Raw genomic sequence first — 16,748 nt, forward strand, 5'->3', positions numbered from 1 at the left:
GACTTCCTTTCGGAAGCATAGCCTTTAGTTGTAACCGGTTACCAAAACAACCAATAACACACCCATAAAGCCCCGTAGGGCCACAATAACGAGGACATTTTCTATGAAATCATTCCTTCGCCACACGGCTTCCATCGCGCTCATGAGCCTAAGCCTTTGGGGCCTTCCCAACGCTCACGCCGACATTTCCGTCTCCGGCACCCAAGTGTTCGATGGGAATGGCCATTCCTTCAAAATGCGCGGGGTTAACGTGCCTCACGCTTGGTTCACAGGCCGGACCGACCAGGCCCTACAGGACATCGCCGCACTCGGCGCCAACAGTGTTCGGGTGGTGTTAAGCAATGGCGCTCAGTGGACTCGCACCTCCGAGTCTGAGGTCGCCAGCATCATCAGCCGGGCCAAGGCCGAGGGGCTGATTACAGTTCTGGAGGTGCATGACACCACCGGTTATGGCGAGTCGGGCGACGCCGGCACGATATCGGGGGCTGTGGATTACTGGCTTGACATCCAAAATGTCCTTCAAGGGGAAGAGGATTACGTGATTATCAATATCGCCAATGAACCCTTTGGCAACGGTCCCTCGGCCAGCACCTGGGTCGACGCCCACACCCAGGCCATCAGCCGACTACGCAACGCCGGGCTGACGCATACGCTGATGGTGGACGCCGCTAACTGGGGGCAGGACTGGGAAGGCATCATGCGTAACAATGCACGCCAAGTGCTGAACAGCGACCCTCAGGGCGATGTCATTTTCAGTGTGCATATGTACGAGGTGTATGACAGCGATAGCGCCGTGAACAGCTACCTATCGTCCTTTAGCAGCCAGGGGCTCGCCCTTGTGGTGGGTGAATTCGCCGCGGACCACTACGGTTCCTACGTCGCCGCCGATGCGGTCATGGCAAGGGCCGAGCAGTACGGTTACGGTTATTTGGGCTGGTCCTGGTCCGGCAATAGCTCCGAGCTGTCTTCTCTGGATATAGCCAACAACTTTGATGGCGGCAGCCTGACCAGTTGGGGCGAGCAGCTTTTTTACGGCGCCAACGGCATTGCCCACACAGCACACCCGGCCAGCACCTTTGGGGAAAGCGCCGGGAGTTCGAGCAGTTCCAACAGCTCGGAAAACTCCGGCAGCACTAGCTGCGGGACCGCCGCCAACGGCTACCCCTATTGCTGTGACTCGAGCTCGGATACCGGCGGCGGCTGGGGCTGGGAAAACGAACAGAGCTGCGTGGTACCCGAACGCACTACCAATGACACCTCGGGCAACGACGGCGCCGATAATACCGGGGATGAGGACGCCTCAAGCGGTGGCACCTGCGACTGGTACGGCACGGCCTACCCCATGTGCCAGAACCAGACCGACGGCTGGGGCTGGGAAAACGGCCAAAGCTGTATCGGTCAAATCACTTGTAACAACCAATAACGTGTGCCCGCGGGGAGCGGCCTGCCGGCTACTCCCTGCAAACTTTCCACCCGAGCACAGGGGCGGTTGGACACCGGCTTTCCTGCTAAGGTATAAAGCGCCTTCGATTGAAAGAGCAAAGGTGCGCATTTATGCCAGCCCCAAGTCTTAACCCCCGCCCGGTGCGCGAGTGGCACGATGTCACGCTCGAGCGCTTCCAGACCGAGATCGCTCCACTTTATGAGCCCGCCATCCTGCGCCAATACGTGGCGGATTGGCCTGCCGTCGCGCTGGGAGCGAAGTCTCATTCCGACCTGCGCGATTATCTGGTGGGCTTTAGCCGGGGGCAACCAGTGGAGCTGTTTCTGGGAAAGCCCGAGATACAGGGGCGATTTTTCTATAGTGAGGACTTGCAGGGTTTTAACTTCGCCCGGCGCAAGGACCACTTTGCCCAGGCCATGGGCCGGTTGGCCGCCATGGAAACAGAACCGCAACCGCACGGCTTTTATATCGGGGCCACCTCCATTCCCCGAACACTCCCCGGACTGGAGAAAGACAATCCGCTGGACTTGGTGGATGAACGGGTTCCCCCCAATATCTGGATAGGCAACCGCACAACCATTCCGCCCCACTACGATGTGTCGGACAACATCGCCTGCGTGGTGGCTGGCCACCGGCGGTTCACGCTTTTCCCGCCCGAGCAGATAGGCAATCTATACGTGGGCCCCATTGACTTTACCCCGGCCGGGCAACCCATCAGCTTGGTCAACCCTTATGAGCCCGACCTGGAGCGCTTCCCGAAATTCGCCGAGGCCATGGAAACGGCACAGGTAGCCGAGCTTGAGCCCGGCGATGCGCTCTATATTCCCTCGCTGTGGTGGCACCAAGTGGAATCGCTGGACGCGTTCAATGTGCTGATCAACTACTGGTGGGAGTACGGCGTGCCCAATACGGGCTCGCCGTTTGAAGCGTTGGTGCACGGCCTGTTGACCATCCGACACCTACCGTTGGAGAAGCGCAAAGCCTGGCAGGTGTTTTTTGAGCACTACCTGTTCAGTGAAGAGGACCCGGCGGCGCATATGACCGAGGAGCAGAAGCGTGCCCTGGGCACCATGACGCCGGAGCTGGCGAAGTACCTGAAACACTTTTTGCGCGGAGCGCTGAATAAGTAGCAGGCTCGACTCCATTTATTAATACTGTAGAGGTGGAGGGCCGTAGACTTCTCACAAAGCTGCCCTAAACACCTACTCCCATCGTAAAAAAGGCCGGTTAAGAACGGCGTGATAACCTCTCACCCCGTCCTTAACCGGCCCTTTAGCAACCGCGCCAGCTCAATCAGACACTACCGGTCCCCGGCTCCTCGGACCCGAGCTTAACGGCGCGGTAGCCACCTTTCTTGCGGTCATAGATAAACATGCCGGCGAAGAAAGCAGCCACAATCAGAGCGATTGGCGCCACCCAGCGGAAGGCCATTCGGCCACCGTAGTTGTCCGCCGGGCGCAAAACCGCCCCCGCCTCCTCTCTCAGTTCAGCCGCTTGCGGAACGTTCGAATCCAGCACCGCCCGCAGCGCATTGCCGGTCAGCGGCCCATCCAGGCTGCCCTGCTCACGGTAATGCGCCAACGCCGTTTCATTGTGCTCAATCACGTTGCGTACATCGGCGGGCAAATAACCCAGCTCCGCGAGCGCTTCGGTATCCCCCGCGGCCTGCTCGGCCCGCTCAAGGTACTCCGGAAAGTTCTCCTCGACCTGGCGCAGTACCGACACCGTTTGCTCTTCGGGCAAGGCATCGGGCATATAGCGGTCGGCAATCACGCCCATTTGACCCTGCAGGGTACCGGAAACCGCCATGCCCGCGCCGATCATCAAGACAATCCCCACCGAACCGGCCTTGGGAAAGCGTTCGCTCATCAGCCCTACCATGGTGGGGAAGAAGAAAGCCACACCGAAGGCAAATACTGTGGCGGCAAACAGCAGCTTAAACATACCGGACTCAAAGATGGAGAAAAGCAGCAGGCCGGTGCCGGTCAATATCGCGGCGAGGAAGAGCATCCCCGTCGGGGCAAGACGCTCCACAAAGGGGCCGGCAAACAGGCGCAACACCGCCATCAAACCGGTCAACCAAGCAAACACCAACATGCCGTGAATACCGGCATTTTCCAGTACGTCAGGAATCCAACGCATGGGCCCCAACTCCAGCGAGAGGGTGATCATCTTAATCACGATCAACAACAATACGATGGGGTGGGTAATGGTGTAGAGCAGCACATCCTTGACCGGAACGCCCGCCTCGGCGGTTTCGGTTTTGGGAAATTTCAGCGGGAGCAGCATGGCACCGTAAATGAAGATGGGGATATACATTACGGCAATATGCAGGGTCCAGTGCCCGAGGTTAATCGCCCCGAGGTCCCCGATCTGGGCCATAAAGAAGCCGAGCAGTGCGCCCACCACCATGCCGCCGGGAAAGAAAGCGTGAAAGTGGTTGAGCTTGATGGTTTTGCGCTCAGGGTAGAGAGCCGCCGTCATCGGGTTACCGGTGGCTTCAATCAGGCCGTTACCTATCCCCATGATAATGGCACCCAGAAATAAGACCCAGTAGCCGCTCGGGTCGCCCGCAAAAAAATAGGCCGACAACACGAGGCTGACGCCGATCAAGTGGCTAAAGAAAGCGCCCGTGGCCGCGACACGAAGCCCAATTTTTTCCAAAAACGGCGCAACAAAAATCAGTGACAACGCCATGCCCCAAAGCACCGCGCCGCCGATCATGCCGATATCAGCGTTGGTCAGAATAAATTCGGTTTTGAGCTGCCCGAGAATGCCGCCCACCAGGGCAAAGGAGAAGGCGGTGGGAAACAGGGCAACGCAGGCTCCGGCGAATAGCCGCTTACGATTGATGCCGTTGGCATCGGCGGTGGCTGTACTCATAAACTCGTCCTCATTATTGTTATCACTACCCCGCGAGCGCGGCCCGCAAGGCAAGACTCAATGGGGTGGCTCAGAGCCGCCCCTTGTTTTTAACGGTACTTAGGATGTCAGCGGGGTCCAGCGGCCGTCGGCCTCGGAGGAGTCCAGCACGGCTTGAATAAAGCGCATGCCGAGCACCCCGGTTTCGATGCCGGGAACCCAGGCGGCCATTGGGTGTTGTTCGCCCTTGCGTTTGGCTACCAACACATCCGCCACATCGGTGTACAGCGTCGCAAAGGCTTCCAGGTAGCCCTCGGGATGGCCGAACGGAATACGCATACCGCGCACGGCCACCTCGCTGTCGAGGTTGTCATCGCGCCGGGTGATGCGTTGATGGTGACCGGCCAGCGGGGTCAGCCACATTTCGTTCGGCGTTTCCTGGGCCCAGGTGAGCCCGGCCTTATCCCCATAGATGCGAATTTTCAGACCGTTTTCACACCCGGGAGCGACTTGGCTGGTCCAGAGCATGCCCTTGGCACCGCCCTTGAACCGCAGCATGGCGTGGACGTTATCGTCCACCTCGCGTCCGGGAACAAAAGCGGTGAGGTCGGCGCTGACCGAATCCAACTCCAGTTGGGAGATAAAAGTGGCCAGCTGGAAGGCGTGGGTACCGATATCCCCAAGGCAGCCGGCCTTGCCCGAGCGCTTCGGGTCGGTACGCCAAGCGGCCTGCTTGTTATCGGCTTCCGGCGCCTGGGTGAGCCACTCCTGGGGATACTCGATCTGGATAAGGCGAATATGACCCAAATCGCCCCGCTCGACCAGCTCCCGGGCGTAGCGCACCAGTGGGTAGGCGCTGTAGTTGTGCGTCAGCGCAAAGAAGGCATCGCTCTTGGCAACAATCTGTTCCAGTTCCACCGCTTCTTCCAGGGTGCGGGTAACCGGCTTGTCGCAAATGACATTAATGCCGGCTTCCAGAGCGGCCTTGGCCACCGGGAAGTGCATATGGTTGGGGGTCACGATGGCGACCGCCTCAATGCCGTCCTCACGCTTGGCTTCGGCCTCAAACATTTCCTCGTAGGAAGCATAGGAGCGGTCCGGGGCGATGTGCAGCTCGTCGGCCGAAGCCTTGGCCACGTCCGCTTTGGAGCTCAGCGCGCCCGCCACCAGTTCGTAGCGGTCGTCAATACGTGAGGCGATGCGATGAACGCCCCCGATAAAGGCGCCCTGGCCGCCGCCGACCATACCCAGGCGAACTCGTGCATCAGCCATCATTTACCTCCCAAGCCCAGAATACGGCGGTTACTCTCTTCATCGGCATCTGCACCGGCGAAATCGTCAAAGGCCTTCTCGGTGACGCGGATAATATGGTCATTGACGAACTTCACGCCTTCTTCAGCGCCGGCTTCGGGGTGTTTCAGGGCACACTCCCACTCGATCACGGCCCAGCCGTCGAAACCGTTGGCGGTCAGAATAGAGAAAATGCGCTTGAAGTCGGTCTGTCCATCGCCCAGTGAGCGGAAGCGACCGGCGCGCTCGACCCAGCCCTCGTAACCGCCGTAAACACCTTGTCTGGCGCTGGGATTAAACTCGGCGTCTTTGACGTGGAACATTTTGATGCGATCGATATAGCGCTCGAGAAAGCCGATATAATCGAGGTTTTGCAGGACCAGGTGGCTGGGGTCGTACAGGATATTGGCCCGGGGGTGATTGTCCACTTCCTTCAAGAAACGCTCGAAAGTGGCCCCATCATGCAGGTCCTCACCGGGATGGATTTCGTAGCACAGGTCCACACCCGCCTCATCGAACGCATCCAGGATCGGCAACCAGCGTTTGGCCAGCTCTTTGAAGCCTGTGTCCACCAGGCCCGCAGGGCGCTGGGGCCAGGGGTACATAAAGGGCCACAAGAGCGCGCCAGAGAAGGTCCCATGGGTGGTCAGACCCAGGTTTTTACTGGCCTTGGCCGCCAGCATCAATTGATTCACCGCCCACTTCTGCCGCTCGTCGGGCTTGCCGTGCAGTTCCGGTGGGGCAAAACCGTCGAACATCTCGTCGTAGACCGGATGCACCGCCACCAACTGGCCCTGCAGGTGGGTCGACAGGTCGGTAAGCTCCAGCCCGTAGCGTGCGAGCGTGTCTTTCACTTCTTGGCAGTAATCGAGGCTTTCCGCCGCTTTTTCCAGATCGAACAGGCGCTTGTCCCAAGAGGGAATCTGGATGCCTCTGAAGCCCAAGCCACCGGCCCACTTGGATACGTTCTCAAGGCTGTTGAAGGGTGCTTCATCACCGGCGAACTGGGCTAAAAATAGCGCGGGTCCTTTCATCGTCTTCATTATTGTCTCCCCCATCTGTTTGCTGGGTTTATTAAACAGGTGCCGAGAGCATCTAGACCGAGCAGCCGGGCTCGGCACCCCACTTTAGTGCCGTTTACGAGTGTTGCCCTCAAGCATAGACGACATGAGGGCCAATCAAGTCAACCGATTATGGCATTAGCTTGGTTATATCTCTACCGTGGGTGCGGCCAATATATATGATGAATGTGTTGAAGTCGATTCGACCACTATAGACCGAAAATTTCAAGAGGAAAGGTGTTTTTATATAAAAAAGCCCCGCTGTCAGAATTGACGGCGAGGCTCGGGCCCGGCTGTTCAGCGAGCACCCACTAGATTTTCATATCGCCAAAGAAATTTTTCATGCCGTCAAACCAGCTGCTCTGGCGAGGGGAGTTCTTTCCACCTTTCATGGTGGATTGAAATTCACGCAGCAACTCTTTCTGCTTGTGGGTCAGGTCCACGGGGGTTTCCACCACTACCCGGCACATCAAGTCACCGCGTGGGCCACCGCGAACCGGCGTCACGCCCTTGCTGCGCAGGCGAAAGAGTTTACCCGTTTGAGTCTCGGCGGGGACTTTCAATTTAACCCGGCCATCGAGAGTGGGCACTTCCAGCTCACCCCCCAGGGCGGCATCGACAAAGTCCACCGGCACTTCACAGTACAGGTCGGCTCCATCGCGCTCGAAGATCTCATGGCGCTTAACGTGAACCTCGACATACAGGTCGCCGGCTGGTCCGCCTTCGGCACCGGCTTCGCCTTCCCCGGACAACCGGATGCGATCTCCGGTATCCACACCGGCGGGTACCTTAACCGACAGCTTTTTGGTTTGTTCGACCCGCCCCTGACCGTGGCAGCTGCCACAGGGGTCGGTGATAATGGTGCCCTTGCCGCGACAAGTCGGGCAGGCCTGCTGCACCGAGAAAAAACCCTGCTGCATCCGGACCTGACCCATACCGCCACAGGTGGTGCAGGTTTTCGGAGAGGTGCCCTTCTTGGCACCACTGCCATCACAAGTCTCACAGCCCACCAGGGTGGGCACCTTGATCTGAACATTGGTGCCCCTAACGGCATCTTCCAGGCTCAGTTCCAGGTTGTAGCGAAGGTCCGCGCCACGACTGGGGCCACCGCGGCGGCCGCCGCCTCCGCCGAAAATATCGCCGAAGACGTCGCCAAATATATCGCTGAAGCTGCCAAAGCCACCGGCGCCCGCGGCGCCACCGCCCATGCCACCGCTTTGGTCCACACCGGCGTGCCCGAACTGGTCGTAAGCCGCGCGCTTCTGCGCATCGGACAACACTTCGTAGGCTTCGCTCGCCTCTTTGAATTTGTCTTCCGAGGCTTTATCTCCCGGATTGCGGTCCGGGTGGTGCTTCATCGCCACTCGGCGATAGGCCTTTTTCAGCTCGGCGGCGGAGGCATCCTTGGACACGCCCAGCACTTCGTAGTAGTCACGTTTTGCCATGCTTCAGTCGCTTTTTTGTTAATTACCACTGATACAACAAATGCGGGCAAGCCCGCATTTGTTGATACCGTTTCACTTTCAGGGCCGGTTCTGACCGGCGCGGGGCTTATTTTTTCTCGTCGTCCTTCACTTCTTCAAACTCGGCATCCACCGCGCCGTCTTCACCCTTCGCTTCGCCTTGCTGGGCGTCGGCGCCGCCTTCGGCCCCTTCCTGACCCTGCTGCTCGGCATAGAGCTTCTGGGCCAGTGAGCTGGAGGCTTCGGTCAGTTTGTTGGTGGCCGCTTCCATCGCGTCCTTATCATCGCCCTTAACCACTTCTTCGGCTTCCTTGATGGCTTCTTCGATCGCTGTTTTCTCCTCTTCGGTCGCCTTGTCTCCGGCGTCCTTCAAGGTTTTCTGGGTAGCGTGGATCAGCCCTTCAAGCGAGTTGCGAGCATTCACGGTTTCGGCAAACTTCTTGTCCGCTTCGGAGTTGGCCTCCGCATCCTTCACCATTTGCTCGATCTCGTCATCAGACAGACCGGAAGAGGCCTTAATCACAATGGACTGCTCTTTGCCGGTGCCCTTGTCTTTCGCGCTCACGTTCAGAATACCGTTGGCATCGATGTCGAAGGTCACTTCGATCTGCGGCATGCCACGGGGCGCGGGCGGAATGTCGGCCAAGTCAAACCGACCCAGGGACTTGTTCTGAGAGGCTTGCTTGCGTTCACCCTGGACCACGTGAATGGTCACGGCGCTTTGGTTGTCTTCCGCAGTGGAGAACACCTGTGACTTTTTGGTCGGCACGGTGGTGTTCTTATCAATGAGCGGCGTGGCGACGCCGCCCATGGTTTCGATACCCAGGGTCAGCGGCGTTACGTCCAGCAACAGTACGTCTTTCACATCGCCGGCCAGAACCGCGCCTTGAATGGCGGCGCCCACGGCGACGGCTTCGTCCGGGTTCACGTCTTTGCGCGGATCCTTACCGAAGAAGTCGGCCACCGCTTTCTGCACCATGGGCATGCGGGTTTGACCACCGACCAGGATCACATCGCTGATGTCGTTAACCGATACGTCGGCATCGGCGATGGCGGTCTTGACCGGCTCCAAAGAACGGTTGACCAGTTCTTCCACCAGGGACTCGAGCTTGGCCCGGGTCAGCTTGACGACCAAGTGCTTGGGACCGGTGTTGTCGGCGGTAATGTACGGCAGATTCACTTCGGTCTGCTGGCTGGAGGAGAGCTCGATCTTGGCTTTCTCCGCGGCCTCTTTCAGGCGCTGCAGGGCCAGGGGATCCTTGTGCAGGTCAATGCCCTGCTCTTTCTTGAACTCATCCGCCAGGTAGTCGATCAAGCGCAGGTCAAAGTCCTCACCACCGAGGAAGGTGTCACCGTTGGTGGAGAGCACTTCGAACTGGTGTTCGCCGTCCACATCGGCAATTTCGATGATAGAAATATCGAAAGTACCGCCACCGAGGTCGTAAACGGCAATGGTACGGTCGCCTTTCTTCTGGTCCATACCGTAGGCCAGCGCGGCGGCGGTGGGCTCGTTGATAATGCGCTTCACCTCAAGACCGGCAATCTTGCCCGCATCTTTGGTGGCTTGGCGCTGGGAGTCGTTAAAGTAAGCCGGAACGGTAATGACCGCTTCCTTCACTTCTTCGCCGAGGTAGTCTTCGGCGGTTTTCTTCATCTTTTTCAGCACTTCGGCGGAAACCTGCGGCGGTGCCTTCTTGTCGCCCTTCACTTCGACCCAAGCGTCACCATTGTCCGCCTCGACGATTTTGTAGGGCACCATCTTGATGTCTTTCTGCACGACATCGTCTTTGAACTTCCGACCGATCAGACGCTTCACCGCGTACAGGGTGTTATGCGGGTTGGTCACCGCCTGACGCTTGGCGCTCTGGCCGACCAGGATTTCACCGTCGTTGGTAAAGGCCACAATCGACGGGGTGGTACGATCGCCCTCGGCGTTTTCAATTACCTTGGACTTGCCGCCCTCCATGATGGATACACAGGAGTTGGTGGTCCCCAGGTCAATACCGATAATCTTACTCATGAAATATCTCCTAAGTATTCTTTCCGTCAGCGGGGCTCGAAGGGCCACCGCCTGTAGTGTGTTTTCCCGGCCCCATTCCGCTCTCGGTGCCGGCTTTGCAATGTGCAATCTGAGTTACTGTGTTTATTGGTCCGTCCGCGGCGTTTTCAAGGGGCGCGGCGCACCTTTGCGGCTTACTCCGCTCCTTTGGAGACCACCACCATGGCCGGGCGCACCAAGCGGCCGTTAAGGGTGTACCCTTTCTGGAACACCTCGACCACGGTGTTGGGCTCCACATCGGGGTTGGGCACCATGGTCATGGCCTGGTGAAGCTCCGGGTCAAAGGGCTCACCGGTGGGGTCGACCGATTCGACGTTGTACTTGGCCAGGGCATCGATAAATGACTTATGGGTCAGCTCGATTCCCTCAATCACGGCCTTAAAGTCCTCATTGTCCCGATCCATTGACGCCAGGGCCCGCTCCAGGTTGTCCACGACCGGCAGCAGATCCTGCAGCAGCTTTTCCTGACCGAACTTATGGGCCTTTTCTACGTCTTTTTCCGCCCGGATCCGGGCGTTCTGGGCCTCGGCCTGGGAGCGCAAAACCTGCTCCTTGGCCGCTTCCATCGCGGCGTTCACGGAATCGAGCTTCGCCTTGAGGTCGTCAACCGTCTCTTCTCCGCCGGTTTGCTCGCCGCCTTCGGGCGCCTCGGCGCCCTGCGCTTCGGCAGTCTCCTCAACCGGCTCCTCTTGTGTGTCACGCTTGTCTTCGTTAGCCACGCTAATCTCCATTGTCGTTTGCTGTGGCAGCGCTGGGGCGGCGGAGACCAGATCCCGACGGACTCGCTCGGAGGCCGCCGGGAATTGATCAGCGCACCCCCCGGCTGCAGAATAAGAATGTGGCTCCTATATGGGGCTGCCGGGTGGGGATTCAAGGGCCACCGGAGCGGGCGTGCGAAATTTCCGCACCGGGTCTAGCCGAGCCCGCTTTTTTACTGTATAAAAACACAGATCATTCTCTCGCTTTGTGAGGGTCTCTATGCTCACGCACCTCAGTATTCGCAATTTCACCCTGGTCGATCAGCTCGACCTGGACATTAAGCCGGGCATGACCGCCATCACCGGGGAGACCGGCGCCGGCAAATCCATCGTGCTCGACGCCCTGGCCCAGACCCTGGGCGACCGGGCGGATGGCCAGCGGGTCCGAGCTGGCGCCAAGCGGGCCGATGTTCATGCCAGTTTCGACGTCCGCCACATCGGTAACGCCAGCCGGTGGCTGGATGAGCACGAGCTTCTGGATGAAGAAATGCCCGGGGACTGCCTGCTGCGCCGGGTCATCACCGCGGAGGGGCGCTCCAAGGCCTTTATCAACGGGCGGCCCGTGACACTCCAACAACTGCGGCAATTGGGCGAGATGCTGATCGATATTCACAGCCAGCACGAGCACCAGTCCCTGCTGCGCAAGGACACCCACCGCCAGTTGCTGGACGAGTACGCCGGCCAGAGCGAGCTGGCAACGCAGGTGCGCCAAGCCTTTCGCCACTGGCAGGAGCGGCGCAACGCTTTCGAGACGTTGCGCGACAACGCTGAGGAAATGAGCGCCCGCTTTCAGCTGCTCAGCTACCAGGTGGACGAACTTGAGCAATTAAACCTGACCGAAGGCGAGCTCGATGAGCTCGAAGCCGAACAACGCCGCCTCGCCAACGCCGAGGGCATATTGCGCTCCAGCCACGAGCTGGCCGCCTTGTGTGCCGATGACGACCAGGGTCTGAGCGTGATGCTTCACCGAGCGTTGCACCTGCTGCGCGACATGCCGGAAAAAACCGACGCCCTGAATGAGGCGGAACAACTGCTCAATAGCGCTCAAATTCAAGTAGACGAAGCCCAGCGGGAAGTGGATCGCCACATTGACCAGTTCAACCTGGACCCCGAGCGGTTGCGGGAGGTAGAGGAGCGCCTGAGCGCTATCTACGAGGTAGCCCGCAAGCACCGAATCGGGCCGGAGCAGTTGCCCACCCTGTTCGAGGAGTTAAGCCGGGAACTGGCGCAACTTCAAGGCGGCGATGAGCACCTGGAACAGCTGGAACAAGAAGCGGAGGCCGCCGAGGCGGCGTATCGAAAGGTCGCCAAGGCGCTGTCCCAGGCGCGTCAGAGCGCCAGCAACAAGTTGGCCAAGGCCGTGAACCAGCAATTGAGCAACCTGGCCATGCCCAATGCCCGGCTGGAAGTGAGCCTGAAACCGCTGGAACACAAACCGGGGCCTCACGGCCTGGAAGAGGTGGAGTTCATTATCAGCACCAACCCGGGCCAGCCGGCGCGCTCGCTGAACAAAGTGGCCTCCGGCGGCGAGCTCTCCCGGGTCAGCCTGGCCATTCAGGTGGTAACCGCTCGCACCTCCGCCACCCCGACGCTGGTATTCGACGAGGTGGATGTGGGGATCGGTGGCGCCACCGGCGATGTGGTCGGCCGCCTACTCCGCCAACTGGGCCAAGGGGGCCAGGTGCTCTGTGTCACCCACTTGGCACAAGTGGCCAGCAAGGGGCACCAGCACCTGCAAGTTTCCAAAACCGCCAACAAGAAGTCCGCTCAGTCCACCTTGGTGGCCCTGGAGGGAGAAGAGAAGATCGAGGAAATCGCCCGGATGTTGGGCGGCATGAAGGTCACGGAGCAGTCGCTGGCTCATGCCCGGGAAATGGTGGCGGCAGGCGAGGGCTGATGGCGAGCCAGGGTGTGGAGGAGGCGCCGTGGCGCCCCTCACCCCACCGGCAGCTTAAAGGTTCTTTTTGGGCTTTACGTACAGTACGAGGTTGTGATCCATTAGCTCATAGCCGTGTTCTTCGGCAATTTGCTTCTGCAGGCGCTCGATTTCCTCGTTGTGGAACTCGACCACTTCGCCTGAGTCAATACACACCATGTGATCGTGGTGCTCCCCACGGGCAATCTCAAACACCGAGTGACCGCCATCAAAATTATGGCGCTCAACCAACCCGGCACTTTCAAATTGCGTCAAAACCCGATATACCGTTGCCAAGCCGACATCATCACCCGCTTCCATCAGCGCCTTGTACACGTCTTCGGCGCTCATATGGTGGTTTTCGGACGACTCCAGCATCTGCAAAATCTTTACGCGGGGCAGCGTGACTTTCAGCCCCACTTTGCGCAGTTCTTGGTTCTCTTCGGCCATTTAACCCCCAAACCCTTCTCAGTGTTCATGTCAATCGGGTATTATCCCCGTTCATTTTGCCAAGTGGAAGCCCTAGTATGAAAATAGCCAGCAAACTCTCACTGGTCGCCGTTTTATTTGCCAGCCTGATGGGTTGCTCCTATTTCCAGTTCCCCGGTGTCCATAAAATCTATGTACAACAGGGGCATATCATCACCTCGGAGATGCTCGAGCAGCTCGAAACCGGCATGACCAAGCGCCAGGTTCGCTTCGTGCTCGGCACCCCGCTGCTGGAAGACGAGTTCAACCAGGACCGCTGGGACTACCACTACACCCTGCGTCGCGGCGACAAAACCCTGCGTGAGCGCCATTTGACGGTCTATTTCGAAAACGACCTCCTCACTCGCTACGAGGACAGCTTGCCCAAGAAGGAGGAGGAAGAACAGGACGCGCCCCCGGTTCCCACCAACATTGAGGGCGACCCGCTGCCCATACCGAGTAATGCGCCGGCCACGGGCAATGAAGAGACCCCGCTTCCCAGCAACACAGACCGCTAGCGGTCGGTAGAAAAATGGCCCCCGAAGGGGCCGTTTTTAGGCCTCACCTTCCTTTTTCTTCTGCGCCCGCTTGCGCCGGGCCTCTTTCGGGTCGGCAATCAAGGGGCGGTAAATCTCCACCCGGTCTCCAGGCTGCAACTCATGCTCCTTCGGCGGCTTCAGGCCCTTGGTACCGAGCGTTTGCCCAAAGATTCCCATTTTGGACGATTCCAGGTCGATTTCCGGAAATACCTTCACGATTCCAGAGCGCTCAGCCGCCTGGAAGGCCGTCGTTCCCGGCTCTACGAGTACTTCGATAATCCGTTGCTTGTCCGGCAAGGCGAAGGCCACTTCCACCGTAATCAAATCACCATCTGACATTTGTCACCCTCACGTACCGTAAACCTGACGAGCGCGGCTGCACAGCGCATCCACTTGTTGGCTCGCCGCCGCCTCGAAAAACTTTCCCGCCGCCATGCTGAGCAAGCGGTTGCGCATGGCGAATTCCAGCTCGAGCGTTACTCTACAGCCGTCGGCAACAGTGTCAAAACTCCATTTGCCCTCCAGGTGGGAAAAGGGACCGTCCACCAGGCTCAAGGTCATTTCTCTGGGCGGGCGCAGCTCGTTGCGGGTAACAAAGCTCTGGCGAATGCCGGCCTTTTGCAGTTCGAGCTTGGCCTCCAGCCATCCCTCGCCCCGGCGCAAGACCTCGGCGCTCACACAGTCACTCATATATTGAGGGTAGGCCTCAATATCGTTCACCAGATCAAACATTTGTTGCGCACTATGATTAACCAGGGCGCTTCGCTTTACACGATGAGTCAAAAACACTCTCCCGTTATGTTTAAGCCAGAATACCGGCCAGGAGGATCACCAGCAGCGCCGGCGGACAAAGGTACCTTAGCAGCGCCAGCCACAGTCTGAACTGGCTGTCGCTCTCTTGGCGCAGCTCATGACGCAGCAGCTCGCGCTTGGCCACCCAGCCCACAAAAAGGGCCATAAGTAGTCCGCCAAGCGGCAGCATCACCCGCTGCGTGAAGAAATCGAGAAAATCAAAAATGTTCATGCCGAACAAGCCACTGAACTCCGCCCAACGGTTGAACGACAGCACCGAGCCGATGCCCAGCAACCAGGCCGATCCGGCGATGACCATGTTGGCCTTCACCCGCCCTACCCCGAAACGCTCGGTCACGTAGGCGACACAGGGCTCCAGCAAGGAAATGGTCGAACTCCAAGCCGCCAGAGTGACCAAAATGAAAAAGGCCGCTCCAAACAGAACCCCGGCGGGCATGTTGCCAAACGCCACCGGAAGGCTGACAAACATCAATCCAGGTCCCTCGCCCGGCGATATACCGGCGGTGGCAAACACGATGGGGAACATGGCCAGGCCCGCCACCAACGCCACGAGTGTGTCCAGGGCCGCGACGGTCAGCACCATCTTCCCTATGGAGGTCTTCCCCGGCATGTAAGAGCCATACGCCATAATCGCCCCCATGGCCAGGCTCAGGGTAAAAAAGGCGTGCCCGAGGGCCACCGAGGCCGCCTTCCAGGACAGGTCCGCCGGATTGAAGCTGAACATAAACCGCAAACCTTGCACAAACTCTCCCGCCACGGCGGCATACCCCAACAACAGCAGCAACAGCACAAACAACAGCGGCATCAAGACCCGAACGGCGGTTTCCAGGCCTTTGGTCACGCCAAAGACCACCACCATTACCGTCATACCGATAAAGAGCGTCTGCCAGAGCATCAGCCGCAGCGGGTTGGCCAGCAGCTCATCAAACGCGGTGCTGGCCGCCTCTCCGCTCCACCCGGAGAAGCCGCCCTGGATGGCGGTGCTCATGTAGTCGAGCGCCCAACCGGCCACGACGCTGTAGAACGATAAAATCAGGAAAGCAGCGAGAACTCCGCTCCACCCGATGGCGCCCCAGAGTGGGGAGACGTGGCTTTGACGCGCCATTTTCGCCACCGCGCCCACGGGGTTGGCCCGCCCATGGCGCCCGAGCAAGACCTCCGCGATCATCACCGGTACGCCGATCAGGGCGATAAACACCAGGTACATGAGTACAAAAGCGCCCCCACCGTTTTCGCCGGTGATATAGGGAAACTTCCAGATGTTGCCGAGCCCTACCGCCGAGCCGGTGGCGGCAAGCACGAAGGTCCCTTTGTGGCCCCAAATGGCGTGTTGTTTTATTCGATCCACGGTATAGCTCCGCGCTTCCAGCTGTGGCGCGCCCCGAGCAAGAGTGTCTCGGAGGGCACAAATAGCAGGCACAAAAGCGGCATTGTAACGGCAATTGTGCTGATTGTGCAGGGTTCCTACCCTTACCCGGGCAGACAGGGAGCCCACTGAGCCTTTATAATGCCCGTCGCACACTCACGCGCCGAGTAAGGTTGATCATTTTCATGAGCAAGAAGAAGGGCAACAAATCCAATAGCAATACGATTGCTTTGAATAAGAAGGCGAAGTTTGATTTCGCTTTGCAGGACCAGTTGGAAGCTGGGCTGTCACTTCAAGGGTGGGAGGTGAAGAGTCTGCGCCAAGGCAAGGTGCAGCTGACGGATTCGTATGTGTTGTTCAAAAATGGCGAGGCTTGGCTGCTGGGGGCTCATATTACCCCGCTGCCGACGGTGTCGACGCATTATGTCACGGATCCGACGCGCACGCGCAAGCTGTTGATGAAGAGTAAGGAGATTGCGAAGTACCAGCAGGCGGCGGAGCAGAAGGGTTATACGGTGGTGGCGACGGCGCTGTATTGGAAGAAGCATTTGGTTAAGTGCAAGGTGGCTCTGGGTAAGGGTAAGCAGCAGCACGATAAGCGTGAGACGGAGAAGGCGCGCGATTGGAATCGCCAGAAGCGGGCGATTATGAAGGAGCAGAACAAGTAAGCTTATCTAATCCTCTCCAATCACTACCTACCCTCCAGAAAG

15 protein-coding genes are annotated in these 16,748 nt (G+C 58.8%); 5 read left to right on the forward strand and 10 right to left on the reverse strand.

Annotated features, from left to right (window positions below):
- Window positions 1-103: 103 nt before the first annotated feature.
- Entirely contained in the window at window positions 104-1,423 is a 1,320-nt protein-coding gene (locus AAE514_RS12065) for a cellulase family glycosylhydrolase (protein WP_347331796.1), read from the forward strand.
- A 131-nt stretch (window positions 1,424-1,554) separates the two neighbouring features.
- Window positions 1,555-2,574, forward strand: coding sequence for a cupin-like domain-containing protein (locus AAE514_RS12070; protein ID WP_347331797.1), 1,020 nt, complete (start codon window positions 1,555-1,557; stop codon window positions 2,572-2,574).
- A 163-nt stretch (window positions 2,575-2,737) separates the two neighbouring features.
- On the opposite strand, the gene AAE514_RS12075 is transcribed toward AAE514_RS12070, so the two are convergent.
- The 6 genes from AAE514_RS12075 to grpE form a co-directional block, all read right to left on the reverse strand.
- Window positions 2,738-4,327: an MFS transporter gene (locus tag AAE514_RS12075; RefSeq protein WP_347331798.1), complete on the reverse strand. Its 1,590-nt coding sequence runs from the start codon at window positions 4,325-4,327 to the stop codon at window positions 2,738-2,740.
- Between the two features lie 99 nt (window positions 4,328-4,426).
- Window positions 4,427-5,578: a Gfo/Idh/MocA family protein gene (locus tag AAE514_RS12080; protein ID WP_347331799.1), complete on the reverse strand. Its 1,152-nt coding sequence runs from the start codon at window positions 5,576-5,578 to the stop codon at window positions 4,427-4,429.
- A complete protein-coding gene (locus AAE514_RS12085; RefSeq protein ID WP_347331800.1) occupies window positions 5,578-6,639 on the reverse strand; it encodes a sugar phosphate isomerase/epimerase family protein in 1,062 nt (353 codons plus the stop codon). Before AAE514_RS12085 ends, AAE514_RS12080 begins: the two co-directional genes overlap by 1 nt.
- A 329-nt stretch (window positions 6,640-6,968) precedes the next feature.
- Window positions 6,969-8,102: a molecular chaperone DnaJ gene (gene dnaJ / locus AAE514_RS12090; protein ID WP_347331801.1), complete on the reverse strand. Its 1,134-nt coding sequence runs from the start codon at window positions 8,100-8,102 to the stop codon at window positions 6,969-6,971.
- Between the two features lie 106 nt (window positions 8,103-8,208).
- Entirely contained in the window at window positions 8,209-10,140 is a 1,932-nt protein-coding gene (dnaK, locus tag AAE514_RS12095; protein WP_347331802.1) for a molecular chaperone DnaK, read from the reverse strand.
- Window positions 10,141-10,313: 173 nt separating this feature from the next.
- Window positions 10,314-10,910, reverse strand: a complete 597-nt coding sequence (gene grpE / locus AAE514_RS12100) for a nucleotide exchange factor GrpE (protein ID WP_347331803.1) — start codon at window positions 10,908-10,910, stop codon at window positions 10,314-10,316.
- Between the two features lie 247 nt (window positions 10,911-11,157).
- Here grpE and recN point away from each other — a divergent pair, with 247 nt between their 5' ends.
- Window positions 11,158-12,834 carry a DNA repair protein RecN gene (gene recN, locus AAE514_RS12105; RefSeq protein WP_347331804.1) on the forward strand — a complete coding sequence of 559 codons (1,677 nt, stop codon included), beginning with the start codon at window positions 11,158-11,160 and terminating at the stop codon, window positions 12,832-12,834.
- Window positions 12,835-12,888: 54 nt separating this feature from the next.
- Here the strand turns inward: recN and fur are convergent, their stop codons facing one another.
- Window positions 12,889-13,302 carry a ferric iron uptake transcriptional regulator gene (gene fur / locus AAE514_RS12110; protein WP_347331805.1) on the reverse strand — a complete coding sequence of 138 codons (414 nt, stop codon included), beginning with the start codon at window positions 13,300-13,302 and terminating at the stop codon, window positions 12,889-12,891.
- Window positions 13,303-13,379: 77 nt separating this feature from the next.
- Here fur and AAE514_RS12115 point away from each other — a divergent pair, with 77 nt between their 5' ends.
- Window positions 13,380-13,838, forward strand: coding sequence for an outer membrane protein assembly factor BamE (locus AAE514_RS12115; protein ID WP_347331806.1), 459 nt, complete (start codon window positions 13,380-13,382; stop codon window positions 13,836-13,838).
- Between the two features lie 36 nt (window positions 13,839-13,874).
- Here the strand turns inward: AAE514_RS12115 and AAE514_RS12120 are convergent, their stop codons facing one another.
- The 3 genes from AAE514_RS12120 to AAE514_RS12130 are packed head-to-tail and all read right to left on the reverse strand — an operon-like array spanning window position 13,875 to window position 16,020.
- Window positions 13,875-14,198: an RnfH family protein gene (locus AAE514_RS12120; RefSeq protein WP_347331807.1), complete on the reverse strand. Its 324-nt coding sequence runs from the start codon at window positions 14,196-14,198 to the stop codon at window positions 13,875-13,877.
- Between the two features lie 9 nt (window positions 14,199-14,207).
- Window positions 14,208-14,642, reverse strand: a complete 435-nt coding sequence (locus AAE514_RS12125; RefSeq protein ID WP_347331808.1) for a type II toxin-antitoxin system RatA family toxin — start codon at window positions 14,640-14,642, stop codon at window positions 14,208-14,210.
- 19 nt (window positions 14,643-14,661) lie between these two features.
- Window positions 14,662-16,020: a sodium-dependent transporter gene (locus AAE514_RS12130; protein ID WP_347331809.1), complete on the reverse strand. Its 1,359-nt coding sequence runs from the start codon at window positions 16,018-16,020 to the stop codon at window positions 14,662-14,664.
- 203 nt (window positions 16,021-16,223) lie between these two features.
- Here AAE514_RS12130 and smpB point away from each other — a divergent pair, with 203 nt between their 5' ends.
- Window positions 16,224-16,706, forward strand: a complete 483-nt coding sequence (smpB, locus tag AAE514_RS12135; protein WP_347331810.1) for an SsrA-binding protein SmpB — start codon at window positions 16,224-16,226, stop codon at window positions 16,704-16,706.
- Window positions 16,707-16,748: the final 42 nt, after the last annotated feature.

Source organism: Marinimicrobium locisalis, from assembly GCF_039822625.1.
Lineage (GTDB): Bacteria > Pseudomonadota > Gammaproteobacteria > Pseudomonadales > Cellvibrionaceae > Marinimicrobium > Marinimicrobium locisalis.